Origin of the sequence: Romboutsia timonensis, assembly GCF_900106845.1 — a bacterium.
In the GTDB taxonomy this organism is placed as follows: Bacteria; Bacillota; Clostridia; order Peptostreptococcales; family Peptostreptococcaceae; genus Romboutsia; species Romboutsia timonensis.
Map to the genome: position 1 here is coordinate 1 of NZ_LT629847.1, position 16,134 is coordinate 16,134.

The 16,134-nt window shown below is 28.6% G+C and carries 20 protein-coding genes; all 20 read right to left on the reverse strand.

Annotated features, from left to right (window positions below; translation table 11 throughout):
• Positions 1–493 (reverse strand): Lon-like protease helical domain-containing protein (locus tag BN7997_RS00505; protein ID WP_154665229.1); only part of this gene is annotated, 493 nt, incomplete at its 3' end.
• Positions 494–711: 218 nt separating this feature from the next.
• The gene (gene dapB, locus BN7997_RS00510; protein WP_071118931.1) at positions 712–1,473 is read right to left on the reverse strand and encodes a 4-hydroxy-tetrahydrodipicolinate reductase; all 762 of its coding nucleotides are present in this window, start codon (positions 1,471–1,473) and stop codon (positions 712–714) included.
• Positions 1,474–1,496: 23 nt separating this feature from the next.
• Positions 1,497–2,384, reverse strand: coding sequence for a 4-hydroxy-tetrahydrodipicolinate synthase (dapA, locus tag BN7997_RS00515; RefSeq protein WP_071118932.1), 888 nt, complete (start codon positions 2,382–2,384; stop codon positions 1,497–1,499).
• Between the two features lie 12 nt (positions 2,385–2,396).
• Positions 2,397–3,392, reverse strand: coding sequence for an aspartate-semialdehyde dehydrogenase (locus BN7997_RS00520; RefSeq protein ID WP_071118933.1), 996 nt, complete (start codon positions 3,390–3,392; stop codon positions 2,397–2,399).
• A gap of 33 nt (positions 3,393–3,425) precedes the next feature.
• Positions 3,426–4,625 (reverse strand): aspartate kinase, encoded by a 1,200-nt coding sequence (locus BN7997_RS00525; protein WP_083334969.1) that lies wholly within the window; start codon positions 4,623–4,625, stop codon positions 3,426–3,428.
• A 177-nt stretch (positions 4,626–4,802) separates the two neighbouring features.
• Positions 4,803–5,228, reverse strand: a complete 426-nt coding sequence (locus BN7997_RS00530) for a hypothetical protein (RefSeq protein ID WP_242873362.1) — start codon at positions 5,226–5,228, stop codon at positions 4,803–4,805.
• Positions 5,229–5,373: 145 nt separating this feature from the next.
• Complete coding sequence (locus tag BN7997_RS00535; RefSeq protein WP_071118935.1) at positions 5,374–6,588, reverse strand: hypothetical protein; 1,215 nt, start codon at positions 6,586–6,588, stop codon at positions 5,374–5,376.
• A gap of 11 nt (positions 6,589–6,599) precedes the next feature.
• Positions 6,600–7,427, reverse strand: a complete 828-nt coding sequence (locus BN7997_RS00540; protein WP_071118936.1) for a hypothetical protein — start codon at positions 7,425–7,427, stop codon at positions 6,600–6,602.
• Positions 7,420–8,112 (reverse strand): ABC transporter ATP-binding protein, encoded by a 693-nt coding sequence (locus BN7997_RS00545; protein WP_071118937.1) that lies wholly within the window; start codon positions 8,110–8,112, stop codon positions 7,420–7,422. Before BN7997_RS00545 ends, BN7997_RS00540 begins: the two co-directional genes overlap by 8 nt.
• Positions 8,113–8,124: 12 nt before the next feature.
• Positions 8,125–8,481, reverse strand: coding sequence for a GntR family transcriptional regulator (locus BN7997_RS00550; protein ID WP_071118938.1), 357 nt, complete (start codon positions 8,479–8,481; stop codon positions 8,125–8,127).
• Between the two features lie 435 nt (positions 8,482–8,916).
• Complete coding sequence (locus tag BN7997_RS00555; protein WP_071118939.1) at positions 8,917–9,852, reverse strand: transketolase family protein; 936 nt, start codon at positions 9,850–9,852, stop codon at positions 8,917–8,919.
• The gene (locus BN7997_RS00560; RefSeq protein ID WP_071118940.1) at positions 9,845–10,672 is read right to left on the reverse strand and encodes a transketolase; all 828 of its coding nucleotides are present in this window, start codon (positions 10,670–10,672) and stop codon (positions 9,845–9,847) included. Before BN7997_RS00560 ends, BN7997_RS00555 begins: the two co-directional genes overlap by 8 nt.
• Positions 10,673–10,885: 213 nt before the next feature.
• Positions 10,886–11,248 carry a type II toxin-antitoxin system PemK/MazF family toxin gene (locus BN7997_RS00565; protein ID WP_143023139.1) on the reverse strand — a complete coding sequence of 121 codons (363 nt, stop codon included), beginning with the start codon at positions 11,246–11,248 and terminating at the stop codon, positions 10,886–10,888.
• Entirely contained in the window at positions 11,238–11,522 is a 285-nt protein-coding gene (locus BN7997_RS00570; protein WP_074010940.1) for a ribbon-helix-helix domain-containing protein, read from the reverse strand. The genes BN7997_RS00565 and BN7997_RS00570 overlap by 11 nt, the downstream gene beginning before the upstream one ends.
• Before the next feature lie 21 nt (positions 11,523–11,543).
• Entirely contained in the window at positions 11,544–12,713 is a 1,170-nt protein-coding gene (gene alr / locus BN7997_RS00575) for an alanine racemase (protein ID WP_071118942.1), read from the reverse strand.
• 15 nt (positions 12,714–12,728) lie between these two features.
• Positions 12,729–13,316: a germination lipoprotein GerS gene (gene gerS / locus BN7997_RS00580; RefSeq protein ID WP_242873363.1), complete on the reverse strand. Its 588-nt coding sequence runs from the start codon at positions 13,314–13,316 to the stop codon at positions 12,729–12,731.
• A 24-nt stretch (positions 13,317–13,340) separates the two neighbouring features.
• Positions 13,341–13,799, reverse strand: coding sequence for a CBS domain-containing protein (locus BN7997_RS00585; RefSeq protein WP_071118943.1), 459 nt, complete (start codon positions 13,797–13,799; stop codon positions 13,341–13,343).
• Between the two features lies 1 nt (position 13,800).
• Entirely contained in the window at positions 13,801–14,184 is a 384-nt protein-coding gene (gene acpS / locus BN7997_RS00590; protein WP_071118944.1) for a holo-ACP synthase, read from the reverse strand.
• A 287-nt stretch (positions 14,185–14,471) separates the two neighbouring features.
• Positions 14,472–14,732, reverse strand: a complete 261-nt coding sequence (atpC, locus tag BN7997_RS00595; RefSeq protein WP_071118945.1) for an ATP synthase F1 subunit epsilon — start codon at positions 14,730–14,732, stop codon at positions 14,472–14,474.
• Between the two features lie 2 nt (positions 14,733–14,734).
• Positions 14,735–16,129: a F0F1 ATP synthase subunit beta gene (gene atpD / locus BN7997_RS00600; protein WP_071118946.1), complete on the reverse strand. Its 1,395-nt coding sequence runs from the start codon at positions 16,127–16,129 to the stop codon at positions 14,735–14,737.
• Between the last annotated feature and the right edge of the window lie 5 nt (positions 16,130–16,134).

The following is a 16,134-nucleotide window of genomic DNA, read 5'->3' on the forward strand; positions in this document are numbered from 1 at the left end:
ATTCATTTAGTTCCTTTATTATATTTTCAATATTGCTTTCTAATTCACTCATTAGTATCCTACTATGATATTCATACTCCTTTGAATTGAATATCTTCGGAACTTCATTTTTTAATTTATCTACGATATCTTCTATATCCTTTTTAAATGCCTTACCTCCTCCTGGTTTAAAAGATAATGCTATTGGTTCATTTGTATTTTTAAAGTTATTTACATATACCCAATCTTTCAAATTGTCATTAGACTTAAAGTTCTTTTCAATTAAATTATAGGTATAGCTTGTTCTCCCTATTCCACTAGCTCCTGCTACATATATGTTATATCCTTTTTGTTTCATTTTTAGTCCAAATTCTATAGCTTGAACAGCTCTATTCTGACCTATTATTTCTCTTATAGGTGTTATTTCCTCTGTTGTCTTGAAATCTATATTGTCTAATGCATTTTTACACTTTAAATCTTCTATACTAACTTTATATTTATCTAAATCTAACATTTATTCACCTCTAGATATTATTTTAATTTATATTTTTCCCTACTTTTTATAAATAATTATTAAATATAAATAATTTATTTAAATTTATATAGTTAAGTTAATTAGCTTTATTTTATGCATTCTAGATTAATTAAATCTCTAAATATAAAATATTTAAAATCAAAAAAATGAGTGCCTCCCAATGATTTTGATCATTAGGTAGCACCCAACTTAATTTACTAATTATTATTTATTAAGTTGTTCATATCATATAATCCATTTTCTTTATTTAAAATATATTGTGCTGCTTTTATAGAGCCTTGGGCAAAAACTTTTTTAGATAAAGCTGTGTGTTTTATCTCTACAATCTCATCTAGTCCTGCAAATATTACTGTATGCTCTCCTGGTATTGTTCCTCCACGAATTGCATGTATTCCTATTTCTTTTTCTTTTCTCTTTGCGTCATTTCCACTTCTTCCATAATTAAATTCCATTGAATCATCTAACTCTTTATTTATAGCATTAGCTATCATTTTTGCAGTTCCACTTGGTGCATCAACTTTTTTATTATGATGTTTTTCTATTATTTCTATATCAGTTATATTACCCAATGTATTAGTTGCTTGTTTTGATAAATTTATTAATACATTTACGCCTACTGACATATTTGAAGACTTAAATATTCTTGTGAATTTAGATGCTTCTTTTATTTTATTTTCTTCTTCTTCACTAAATCCAGTAGTTGCTATCACAAGCGCAATATTATTATTCACTGAATATTCAAGTAATCCATTTAAATTAGATGGCTTTGAAAAATCTATTATAACATCACATTCTTCTTTTACTGATAATGGTGATTCATATACTGGATAGGCATTTTTATATGAATTTATATTTTTATCTATTCCAGCAACTATTGTCATATCTTCCATTTCCTCTATAGCCTTAGTTAAAACTCTGCCCATTGCTCCATTACATCCACTAACAACTACATTTATCATCTTATCACCTCTGTTATTTTGAATTAATCTACTTTAATTCCATACTTTATCATATTATTGCGTAATATTTCCAAATTTTGTTCACTTATATTTGTTAATGGAAGTCTAAGTTCTCCTGCCTCCATTCCCATCAAGTTCATAGCTGCCTTAACTGGTATTGGATTAACTTCTATAAACAACGAGCTTACTAATTCGTTTACACCTAATTGTAATTTTCTCGATTCTACAACATCCCCTGTTAAATATTTTTCTACTATATCATGAGTTTCTTTAGGTAATACATTAGCTAAAACAGATATAACACCACTTCCACCAAGAGATAATATAGGAACTATTTGATCATCATTTCCACTATATATCGTAAAGTCTTCTCCACATAATCTAGCTATTTCAGCAACTTGGCTTATATCTCCACTCGCTTCTTTTATTGCCACTATATTTTCAATCTTAGAAAGCTTTTCTACTGTGCTTGGTTTTATATTAACTCCTGTTCTTCCAGGTACATTATAAAGTATTATTGGTAAATCTACACTATTAGCTATAGTAGTATAATGTTTTATCAATCCATCTTGAGTTGATTTATTATAGTATGGTGTTACTATTAATAAGCCATCTACTCCTACTTCTTGACAATATTTACTTAATTCTATTGAATATGCCGTATTATTACTTCCACTACCTGCTATAACAGGTATTCTTTTATTAACTTTATCTACTACAAATTTTATAGTTGTTTTTCTTTCTTCATCAGTCATAGTTGCAGATTCTCCAGTTGTACCACATACTATTATCGAGTCTGTTTTATTTGCTATATGCCACTCTATTAATTCTCCCAATTTTTCATAGTTTACTTTTCCATCTTTAAAAGGTGTAACAAGTGCCACTCCAGACCCTTCAAATAATTTCTTCATAATGAAATCCCCCTATTTTAATTTTTTTATTAATAATTCAGCTATTTGAACTGTATTTGTTGCAGCACCTTTTCTTATGTTATCCGCTACAACCCACATGTTTATTCCATTTTCAACACTATAATCTCTTCTTATTCTTCCAACATAAACTTCATCTTTTCCTTCTACATCTATAGGCATAGGATAAACATTATTTTTAACATCATCAACTATATTAACCCCTTCAGTTTTTTGAAGTAATTTATATATTTGATCCATTTCAAAAGGATTTTCAAATTCTAAGTTAATAGATACACAATGTCCATATTTAACTGGAACCCTAACAGTTGTAGCTGTTACTCTTATACTATCATCATTTAATATTTTCTTAGTTTCATTAATCATTTTCATTTCTTCTTTTGTATAACCGTTATCTAAAAATTCATCTATATGAGGAAGGCAATTGTATGCTATTTGATGTGGATATTTCTTATTTTCTCCACCATTAATTCCATTTTCTAAATCTTTTATACCACCTACTCCAGAACCTGATACTGCTTGGTAAGTAGAATAAACTATTCTTTTTATTTTTAAAGCTTCATGAAGCTTTGTTAATGGAACTACAGATTGAATTGTTGAACAGTTTGGATTTGCTATTATACCATTATTCCAATCTACATCTTTAGGATTAACTTCTGGAACCACCAATGGCACATCATTTTCCATTCTCCAAGCACTACTATTATCAACTACTATAACTCCATGGTCTCTCGCTATAGGAGCAAACTTCTTGCTTACATCTCCTCCTGCTGAGAATAAAGCTATATCTATATCTCTATCGAATGATTCTTCTGTTAATGCTTCTACCTTATATTCTTTGCCTCTAAAAACTAGCTCTGTTCCTGCAGATTTTTCAGATGAAAATAAATATAAGTTTTCTATTGGAAAATCTCTTTCTTCTAGAACCTTTAAAAATGTTCTACCAACCATGCCTGTTGCTCCTACTATAGCTACATTTACCTTATTCATTTTAATAACCCCCAGTATTTATATTTTCAAATGCTATAAGTCAAACTCAACGCCTAATAATTCTATAAATCTTTGTCTATATTTATTGTCCACTATAAAAGACATGCTTAATTCAGATGTGAACACTTGCTTAAAATCAATATTATTCTCTTTGAATATATTAAATATTTTATTTATAACATCGTAATTAATATTTTTACATACAACTGATATAGTGCTTATATCTGATTTTTGATAAACTTCTACATGATTTAATTTTATTTTTATTTTCTTCATAGCTTCATCTATAGAACCCAAATCACCCTTATTTAAAACAAAAAAAAGATTTATATGTCCTTCATCTGAAGCTACTTGATTTATCATCTTAATTTCTAAATTTTCTTTAGATAATATTTCAAATATTAAAGACATATCATTAGATTTTGATAAAATATTTTTTACATTTAATATAGAAGTATTCTCATCTATAGCTACTCCTGTTATATCTTTGCAATTAAGATTATCATTAGTCTCAGTTATATAAGTTCCTTTCGTATCATTAACACTTGAAGTTACATATATTGGTACACTTTTTCTATAACCTATCTCAACTGAAGTAGATTCCATTACACTGGCACCTAGCCTTGACATTTCTATCATTTCTTTATATCCTATATAATCTATTTTCTTTGCATTAGGATATAAATTAGGGTCAATAGGATATATCCCTTCTACATCAGTGTATATAGTACAATTACATCCAAGCGCTGCAGCTAATGCAACTGCAGTAGTGTCTGAGCCTCCTCTTCCTAATGTTGTTATATCTCCATCTTCATTTATCCCTTGGAAACCTGCTACAATAACTATTTTTCCTTGTTCTAAATGTTCCTTTATCTTATCTGTATTAATACTCTCTATTTCACTTTTTGAATGTATACCTTTTGTTTTTATGCCAACTTGGTATCCAGTAAAAGATATTGCATCATATCCTAAAGACTGAATTGCAATAGCTAATAAAGATATTGATATTTGCTCTCCTGTTGATAAAAGTACATCAAATTCTCTTTTGTCAGGATTTAGATCTATTTTTTTAGCTAAATCAACAAGCTTATTTGTTGTTTTTCCCATTGCAGAAACTACAACTACTACATCATTTCCTTTTTCTTTTTCTAATATTACTTTTTTGGCAACGGATTTTATTTTTTCAATACTCCCCATTGATGTCCCACCATATTTCTGAACTATAGTACTCAAAATAACACCCCTTTTTTTCATGATAATATATGCTATGTTAAAACCCTTATATTGGTTATTGTTTTTTCTGCATTTACCATTGAAAAAATGCTTTTTGTTATAAAATTTATCTACAAAAAATAATCGAGTTGATTTTTTATTATAAAATCAACTCGATTATTTTTTATTCTACTAATTTTACTCTACTGATGTGTTCAATTCTATCGAATCTGGTAACTCATTTAAATTAGTTTCAACTACTATGTATGGATATGATTTTTCCTTATCTTTATATACTACTTTTACTCTCATTATATTCTTATCATCTTGTTTTACAACATCTATTTTATCCATTTCTATACCGTGATTCTTATCATTACCTCTAGTTACAACTACATAAATCTTATTATTTAACTTAACGGCTAATGCTCTTTCTTCATTTACATATTTATCCATCATATCTAGTATCTTTTCTGGTATAGCTTCTCTTTGTAAAATAGTATAGTCTACTGGCTTTGACTGTTCCATAAACATATTAGGTATAACTATAAAGCCACCAATTATTAATACCATAACTATAACTCCATATATTACACCTTTAATATTAAAATTTACTTTCTTCACTTATATCACCCCCCTATTTTAAATATATGAAGCATGTATAAGCATTAGAAGAATATTTAATATATAAGTTACTATAAGTTTTTAATTATTAAGTATTATAGAAATTAATAAAAGTACTATGAAAAATCATAGTACTTTTATTAATTTATAATTCATTGTTTTTAAGTATATAACTCTCAGATCTATAAGCTTCCCCTTGCATATATTCGCCTATATATAGAGTACTTTTACTATTTTTATCTAATACAATTACATTATCAGTATATTCTCCATCAAGTCTTGAGTTCATATTATCTGCATTAGAGGTCTTTGATAATATGTATATCTTATTATCTATAATTCTAAATGTATTTAGACACATATTTTTATTTAACTTTTTAATACTATATTGCTCATTGTTAATTACTATTTTTCCAGTTGTTAAATCTATAGTGTATAAACTTAAATCTACTTTACTTTTATTCTCTGTATCAGATAATAAATTTAATTTTTCACCTTCCACGTTTTGTTGGTATGATTCTAAAGGAAGCTCTAAATTAATTTTATTATCTATGTAATCAAATTTATTATTCTCCATGTCATAATAAGCTAAATAATAATTATTTTCTAATGTATCTTGGTTTTCTAAATAAAAATATACTCTATTATCAATTACAAATGGGTTATTATAAACTAATCTATATTTAGATTTATCATCTACCTTTAAATTAATCTTATTTACGGATTTAGCTTCTTTATTGTTAAAATCAACCTTAGATATTTCCACAAAGTCTTCTAATTCATCTTTTCTTGTCTTTTTTCTATCTGGATTACTTTCTTGTTCCTCAAGTAGAACAATATAAACTTCATCTTTATACTTAGTTACTAATTCTTTGTGATTATTATTATTTTCAGATTTTAAACTATTTGGAATTTCTATTTTAAACTGTGTAATTTCCCCTGTATCTAAATTTTTATCTTTTATAGATGTTGATAGCGTAATATCAGTTTCTCCATATTGCTCATCAATATACTCTATATATCCCATACTATTTTTATCCGAATATATGAAATCTGTATCATATACATAACCTTGAAATAAATCTCTATTTTTATTAAATTCCTTTGAATATTTATATAAATCAGGATTTTGCTTTACATTTCTATTAAATTTATACTCATCCTTAGACAATATCAAATTATTAGTAGAGTAAATACCCCTCTTCTCTTGGCTATATACAACTACATCACCTAAACTTGATTGCTTTCCAACTATATTTTTCAATGTGTATTTGGGTTGTGAAATTACCATAGCTCCAGTTAAAATCACTATAGAAGATAAAGATAATCCTAAAGTTACTAACGATATTTTTTTATTCATAATTTTACCTCCTATAAACCAATCCTTTTATTTAATAATTTTTTTGAAACTAAAATTGATATTAAAAATATTACTATATAATATGCTATCTGTACTTTAAGTAATATATCTACATATTGTGCATATTGTGCAGTTAACGATATATATAAAATGATAGAAGCAAATATATATCCTCCGCCTAAAACAATACCTATTTTATTATAACTTCTCTCAATTAAAACACCAGTAAATAGCACAACAACTGCAAGAACTACTCCAAAAACATCTATCATTAAGAAATCTATAGGTTGAATAAATATCAAATTAGAAAATCTATTCTGATTTGCTAGTATAGTTTCAAATACATTTGTAAAACCGTCTACATTAACATTCAATATAGCTTTTATAATAACTAAATCTATAAACCAAAATAAAAATTGTACTGATATAACACCAAATATCATACTCGTTACTGTTATAAGTTTTGCTATGTATATATTAAATCTCTTTTGCGGTAACATAAGTAAAGTTGCTATGGTCTTACTTTTAGAAAAGTAATCTCTATACCATATAACAAGACTATATAATAAACACAATAAAACAGAAAATGCCACAGCCATTTTAGTAATAGAAGTTAAATCTCCTATTAAGTATTCATATATATATCTAATACCTTCTTCACTCTTTAATACATTCACAGTAATAGGATTTCCTTCCATATCAGAAGTTCTTGATGGTACAGAATATATACTAAATAAAGTTGCTCCAATATTTGAAGCTAATAATATTCCTATCAGCGTAAAATATATTTTATATATTCTTTTAAACTCCATATCATATAAAGTTAATATATTATTCACCTTTATATACCTCCCTCATTTTATCTACTATAGACATTCCATCCCTTGTACGAAGCTCTTCAGCATTAAATATACAAGAAACTTTCCCCTCATCTATTAAAATTACATCATCTGCTATCATTTCTATTTCGCTTATTTCATGTGTTGTTAATATTATACTTTGTTCTTCATTTATGTATTTTGTCATTACCCCTAAAAATTCTTCTCTTTTGAAAATGTCAATTCCTGAAAAAGGCTCATCAAGTAATGTATATTTTGCATTTTGAGCAAAACCTAATATTATCTTTACTCTTGCTATATTACCTTTTGATAGTTTAGATATTTTTCTATCATCTGTTAAATTGAATAATGCTAACATTTCATAAGCTTTTTCATCATCCCAATTCTTATAAAACTGTTTCATAAATTCAAAACTTTCTTTTATTGTATATTGAGCAAAGTGATTATCTATATCTGGTACAAAAGAAATCTTATCGTAAATCTTATAAGTTATCTTTTCATTATCTATTAATATCTCTCCCCTATCTGGTCTAATAAGACCTGCAATAGATTTTAAAATTGTTGATTTCCCAACTCCATTTATCCCTAATATACAAGTTATTTTACCTTCTTCTATGTTAAAAGATATATCATCTAAAGCCTTGACTTTTCTGTATTTTTTACTAACATTTCTTACCTCGATCACTTTTATCCCCCCTTAGTACTTATCTTTTATAATCTCTATAAGTTCTTCCTTTTTGACATTTATAGCCTTCATATTTTCTATAAAAACTTCCATAGATTCGTTTATAAGGTCATGTCTTATTTGACTTATTATATTTTCATCAGTAGTTATGCTACTTTGGTAACTTTTTATTGTATTTATAATTCCCATCTCTTCCATCTCCTTATATGATTTTTGAACTGTATTTGGATTTACCTTTAAGATTTGTGCCATTTCTCTTCTTGAAGGTATTGTATCACCTGGATTTAATTCTCCTCTTACTACTTGTTGCTTTATGTATCTTATAATTTGTAGATAGACAGGTTCTCTATCATTTGGCATAAAGTTCATTTAATCACCTCCATATTACCGTACTAGTTCAGTAGTGCAGCTATAACTGTATTATATTAGTAATACACTATAAATGCAACCACTTTTTGAAATTATAAATTCTATATTATAATTTATAAAATGTAATATCATTGTATTTTCAATATATTAAAATGTTTTTAGTTCTTATAAATATCTATAAATTAAAAATCTACTTCACTTATATCGCTAACATCTATTCGACCAGCTCTCATCTATTTAATCAAACCTTTATCAGTGGGAATTATAATTTATCTATGAAATAGATAAGTTATAATACTTTAATATATAAAAAGGTAGTATATTTCCTATTATTAATAGATAATATACTACCTTTTTTAAGAATAACTTATTAAATTTACTAATTTTATAAATTCACTGTATAATAATACTAAAATTTTAATTTATAATACTTAATTATTTTTTAGCTATAGCTTCTTTAACAGAGTTAACTATATCTTCTGCAGTTAATCCATATTTCTTTAATAATTCAGCAGGTGTTCCAGATTCTCCGAACGTATCTTTAACTCCTACTTTCTTAACAACAACAGGACACTCTTCACTTACTACTTCACTTACTGCAGAACCTAATCCACCTATTATACTATGTTCTTCAGCAGTTACTATTGCACCTGTTTCTTTAGCTGCATTTATTATTAATTCTCTATCTATAGGCTTTATAGTAGACATATTTATAACTCTAGCATTTATACCTTCTGATTTTAATGCTTCATGAGCTAATATAGCTTCATTAACCATTATTCCACAAGCTATTATAGATACATCATTTCCTTGTCTAACTACGTTACCTTTACCTATTTGGAATTTATAATTTTCATCAAATATTGTAGGTACCGCACTTCTTCCTAAACGGACATACATAGGTCCATTGAATTTAGCCGCTTCTAATATCATTTGTTCAGCTTCAACTCCATCTGCTGGAACTAAAACTGTCATGTTTGGTATAGCTCTCATTATAGCCATATCTTCAATACTTTCATGAGATGCTCCATCTTCACCAACTGTAAGACCTGCATGAGTTGCACATATCTTTACATTTAATTTTGGATATGCTACAGAGTTTCTTATTACTTCAAAAGCTCTACCTGTAGCAAACATTGCAAAACTACTTGCAAATGGTATCTTACCAGCTGTTGCAAATCCACAAGCTGCACCAATTAAGTTTTGCTCTGCTATACCCATATTGAAAAATCTATTTGGAAATGCCTTACAAAAATCATTTGTTTTTGTAGACTTTGATAAGTCTGCATCTAATACTACTACATTATCATTAATTTGTCCTAGCTTAACTAAAGCTTTTCCATATGCGTCTCTAGTTGCCATCTTAGTCATTATCTACACCCCCTAAATCTAATAAAGCTCTTTCTAAATCGCTATCACTTGGAGCTGCTCCATGCCATCCTGCTTGATTTTCCATAAATGAAACGCCCTTACCTTTTATAGTCTTAGCAATTATCATTGTTGGTTTTCCTACAGTTTCTTTAGCCATATCTAAAGCCGCAAATATTTGATCAAAATCATGACCATCTATTTCTATTACATTCCATCCAAAAGCTTTAAACTTATCTACTATAGGGCCTATGTTCATAACATCTTCTGTTTTTCCATCTATTTGAAGTCCGTTGTAGTCTAAAAATGCAACCATGTTATCTAATTTATAGTGTGCAGCACTCATAGCAGCTTCCCAAACTATACCTTCTTGAACCTCTCCATCTCCAAGTAAAGTGTATACTCTCCATGGTGCATTATCTAGTTTAGATGCCATAGCCATACCACAAGCAACTGAAAAACCTTGTCCTAAAGATCCTGTTGACATTTCAACTCCTGGAGTTCCTTTCATATCAGGATGTCCTTGTAGCATTCTATTTATCTTTCTTAACCCCTTTAATTCTTCTCTATCAAAATATCCTTTATGTGCTAAAGTAGCATATAATACTGGAGCTGCATGTCCCTTTGATAATACAAATCTGTCCCTATCTTCCATCTTACAGTTATTAGGATCTATGTTCATCTCATCAAAATAAAGAGCTGTTAATATTTCAACTGCTGATAATGACCCTCCTGGATGTCCTGATTTAGACATATGTATCATAGAGACTATATCTTTTCTGATATTACGTGCGATATCTTTTAATCCTTTATGATCTCTCATGTAATTACCTCCCTGTACTCTTAAAGTTAAGTTGTCCATATGTATTACTTTTAGTTCAATCTTACTTTATTATATCACTTTTAACCTATTTTTTACTCTATTTTTTCAAAAGAATGCATATATATTTATAATTTTCACATTATGGTTAGCGTATACTATTATATTTTACAATTTTCAAAAAAAAATATTGATATTACTTAATACCAATATTTTTTACAGAGTAAATAGTCCTAAACTTATTTGAAGACTATTATCAACTTTTAGCATCATATTTTTATCTAGACAACCAATTTTTTCTCTTAAACGTTTTTTATCTATTGTACGTATCTGCTCTAAGAGAATAACAGAGTCTTTATTAAGTCCATACTCATGCGCACTTATTTCTATATGCGTAGGTAGCTTAGCTTTATTAATTTGAGATGTTATAGCGGCTACTATTACAGTTGGACTGTATTTGTTACCTATATCATTTTGTATTATAAGAACTGGTCTAACTCCTCCTTGTTCTGATCCTACAACTGGGCTTAAGTCAGCATAATATAAGTATCCTCGCTTTATATCCAAATTAGTATTCACCTTGGGCAATCTTCTCTTCCATGTTATCTTTTGAAGATACCTCATTTGTCATACCCAGCTCAGCTAATGATAGATTAATTTGACCCATCTCTTTATAGCCCTTAATCATACACTCTTTAAGGTCTATCTTCTTCTTTTGAGTTATATAGAACTGAAAAGCTGCTTTAGCAAAATCTGCTCTGTTACTGTTCTCCATCTGAACTATATGATCTACTTCAGACATAAGAGAATCAGGTAAAGTAAAGGTTATTTTTTCCTTTCTTTTATTGTGCACAACATCGCCTCCCGGGATATACTATCTTTTTAATTTTACCAAATAACTATCAGCTTGTAAAATTACATTTCTTTCCTTATAGATACGGTCAACTCTTCTAGACACCATGCATACTATTTCATAGTTTATTGTTCCTAAATCCTTAGCTATATTGTCTGCATTTATATTACTTTCCCCAAATATTATAACCTCATCTCCAATTTTTATATCTATATCTTTATCAATTCTTACCATGCATTGATCCATACAAATTCTTCCTACGACATCAAATATTTCATTATTTATAGATACTTTAGGGTTATTTTGCATTCTAGTAAATCCATCTGCATACCCGATAGGTATAGTAATTATTCTTTCAAGTTTGCTAGTTTTATACTTTAATCCATAACTTATTCCTGTATCTTCTTTAAGCTCTTTAATATGGGCTACTTTTGTTTTTAATGTCATGGCAGGCTTTAATTGAAGTTTATCTTTTATAACTTCATCAGATGGATAATATCCATATAAAACAATACCACATCTTACCATATTGAAATTTAAATCTGGTAAATCAATTGTTGCAGCACTATTTGATACATGTTTTATAGGTATATTTATACCTCTTTTTTCTATACTATCAACCATAAATTTAAATCTATCTGCCTGTTTGTAGGTAAAATCTTTGTCTATTTCATCAGATTTAGCAAAGTGAGTATATATACCTTCTATATATAGATTATTTAAATTAGATATATTAACTATTTGATCTATAGATTCTTCACTTGCTTCAAAACCTATTCTACTCATTCCTGTATCAATTTTTATGTGTATATTAGCAGTTATACCTGTTTTTTCAGATATATCATTAAGTTTTTTAGCCATTTCTAAAGAATAAATAGTTAATGTTATATTATTTTCAAGAGCATATTCTAAAGATTCTTCTGGAACAAATCCTAAGCACAATATAGGCATCTTTATATTATTTTCTCTAAGCTCTATAGCTTCTTCAAGTCTTGCGACTGCAAAGTAATCTACATTCTTATTTTCTAAAAATTTAGCAATTTCTACTGAGCCATGTCCATATGCATTAGCCTTCAACACTGTACAAATTTTAGTATCTTCTTTTAATAACTTTCTTATATTATTTAAATTAAAATTTATGTTATCTAGATTTATCTCCGCCCATGTAGGAGCTGTTACTCGATTTTTCATTATCTTTTGTCCCCCTTACTTTTTACACTCAAACTCCTTGTATTTGACTGTAAAACTTGGTTTTCCTTCGTCATTTAATATTTCCATTTTTTCTGGATTTTTAGTGTCTTTATTTACATATAATATTTGTTTATTGAAGTATTTATTATTTCCTGGTATAGTAGTTTCTAATATCAAACTATTATTGGATAACTTTATGTTAACCTCTTCATTTTGAAGATAATTTTTTATAAAATCACCTATAAAAACATATTGTCTATTATCTTCCATATTCGGCAATTCTATTTTATCTTTTATATCTGGGTTACTTATTATTACCTTATCACCTTTATACTCCATTGTTTTTCCTTTTAAATTCTTCGGCTCTACTACTTCTAATTTATAATAATCCGGTTTAACGTAACTATGAATAAATACATAATTATGAGAACTTTTATTTCCTGAGGCTTCTATTTCAGCAATACACTTGTATGATGACATAGTAACTATCTTCTTCTGAAACTCTTTATATACTTCTTCTTTTGTGGACTCTCTTCTTTGACAACCTATAAAAATTGCAAATATAGTAATAAATATTACTGATATTATAGCCCACCTTTTCACAAAAAACCTCCTAAGTTATCATTTCTAATTATACATAGCCTTTATTATGTCATATCTACATATTATACCTTTTAAGAAGTTATTTTCGTCTACTACAGGTACTCTATTTATAGATTTGTTTATCATAACATTAGCTACATAATCAAATGTGTCATTTTCATTTACTGTTATTATATCTTTAGACATTAAATCTTCAACCTTATATGCTGCTATTGCTCTCATCTCATCTTCAAACTTCTTCATATCATCTAAAAATATTATCCCTTGTATAAAATTTAACATCCTTGGAGAATCCACATGGGATTCTTTTTTCATTATGTCTGTTTCAGAGATTATACCTACTACCTTATTTTCTTCATCTACTACTGGCAGCCCTCCTATTTTCTCCTTTATAAGTAGATTTGCCACGTTAGCAATAATATCATTCTTATTTGCCACAATTACATCTGTAGTCATTATATCTTTAGCTCTTTTATCATTCATATTATCCCTCCTTAGTTATAGCTATAGAGTTAGCTACTGCATAGTCCTTACAATGAGATATAGATACTTTTATTTCTGAAACATTATAATCTATGCAAATCTGTTTGAAATTATTATAAGTTTTCACTATTGGCTTTCCTAATTCATCTCTTAGCACTTCTATATCTCTTAAATTAAACTTTCGTATTCCTGTTCCTATAGACTTACTTATAGCTTCTTTCGCTGCAAAGTTTCCTGCTATAGTTTCAGCCTTAAAACTCTTACTTTCAAAGTACTCTATTTCTTTAGATGTGAACATTTTTTCTAAAAATCTAGGATTTTTATCTAGTAATTCTTTTATCCTATATATTTCTATTATATCAACTCCAATATCTAATATATTCATTAATTCCTCCATATAATACTTATATATTTATTCTATTCCTATTATTTAATTATATTCAATTGATAAATTTTATATTGTATGCTTGCCTTAAGTATATATTTTTACTTTAATCATGTATTTCATATAATAGAGTATTTATTTTATTTCCATTATATAAACTATATATGTATAATTTTATTATATTAATTCTATATCAAAATTCAAAGTACCACCATTTATTAAATTCATACTCAATGTGGACTATATAAAAAAGGACTAGATAAAATCTAGCCCTTTTTTATATAATTTTATATCCACTCTGCAGATTCTGTAACTATTACAGTTTTTTCTTTATCAACATTCATGAAGCCTCCAGATACTTTTGCATCTTTAAATTTTCCATCTAATTTAATACGTAAAGTACCTGTCGCAAGTCCTGCTACTAAAGGTCTATGATTTTTTAATATACCTCTATCTCCTTCAGTAGTTCTAACTACAATCATCTCTGCATTTCCATTATAGAAGGTTTTATCAGGAGTGACAATTTCAAGTGCAAATACATTTGCCATTATTATCTACTCTCCTTTGCTCTAGCAACTACAGTGTCTATGTTTCCTGCATTTATAAATGCTGACTCTGGTAAATTATCATGCTTTCCTTCTAATATTTCTTTGAAACTTCTTATAGTTTCTTTTAGTGGTACATATGTACCAGGTATACCTGTAAATACTTCAGCAACATGGAATGGTTGTCCTAGGAATCTTTGTATTCTTCTAGCACGAGCAACTGTTAATTTATCTTCATCAGATAATTCATCCATACCAAGTATAGCTATTATATCTTGAAGTTCGTTGTATCTTTGTAATATAGATTGAACCCCTCTAGCTACTTCATAGTGTTCTTTACCAACTATTTGAGGATCTAGAACTCTTGAACTAGATTCTAATGGATCAACCGCTGGGAATATCCCTAGAGATGCTATTTGTCTAGATAAAACTGTCTTAGCATCTAAGTGGTTGAATGTTGTAGCTGGTGCCGGGTCAGTTAAGTCATCGGCAGGAACGTATACAGCTTGAACAGATGTTATAGATCCATTTTTTGTAGATGTTATTCTTTCTTGTAGTCTACCCATTTCTGTAGCTAGTGTTGGTTGGTATCCAACTGCTGATGGTGTACGTCCAAGAAGTGCTGAAACCTCAGATCCAGCTTGAGTAAATCTGAATATGTTATCAACGAATAATAATACGTCTTGGTTCTCTTCATCTCTGAAATGTTCTGCCATTGTAAGTCCTGTTAACGCAACTCTCATTCTTGCTCCAGGTGGCTCATTCATTTGTCCGAATACTAGAGCAGTCTTTTTGATAACTCCAGAATCAGTCATTTCTTCATAAAGGTCATTACCTTCTCTTGTTCTTTCTCCAACTCCAGCGAATACTGATAATCCACCATGTTGAGAAGCTATGTTTGTTATAAGTTCTTGTATAAGAACTGTTTTACCAACTCCAGCTCCTCCGAATAACCCTATCTTACCACCTTTTAAGTATGGTGCTAATAAGTCAACTACCTTTATACCTGTTTCTAGTATTTCGGCAGTAGGTTGTAATTCTTCAAATTCTGGTGCTGGTCTATGTATAGGCATTTGTGGTGCATCAGTTGGTGCTGGTTTACCATCAACTGGCTGACCTAATACATTAAATATTCTTCCTAATGTTGCATCTCCAACGGGAACAGTTATTGGAGCCCCCGTATCAACAACTTCCATTCCTCTTACAAGTCCATCAGTTGAACTCATTGATATACATCTAACAGTGTCGCCACCAACGTGTTGTGCAACCTCTGCTACTATCTCTTTATCTCCTTGCTTTATCACTAATGCATTTAATAGATTAGGTAAGCTTTTTTCACTATCAAACTTAACGTCTAATACTGGTCCTATAACCTGAACTATTTTACCTATGTTTGCCATGTCCT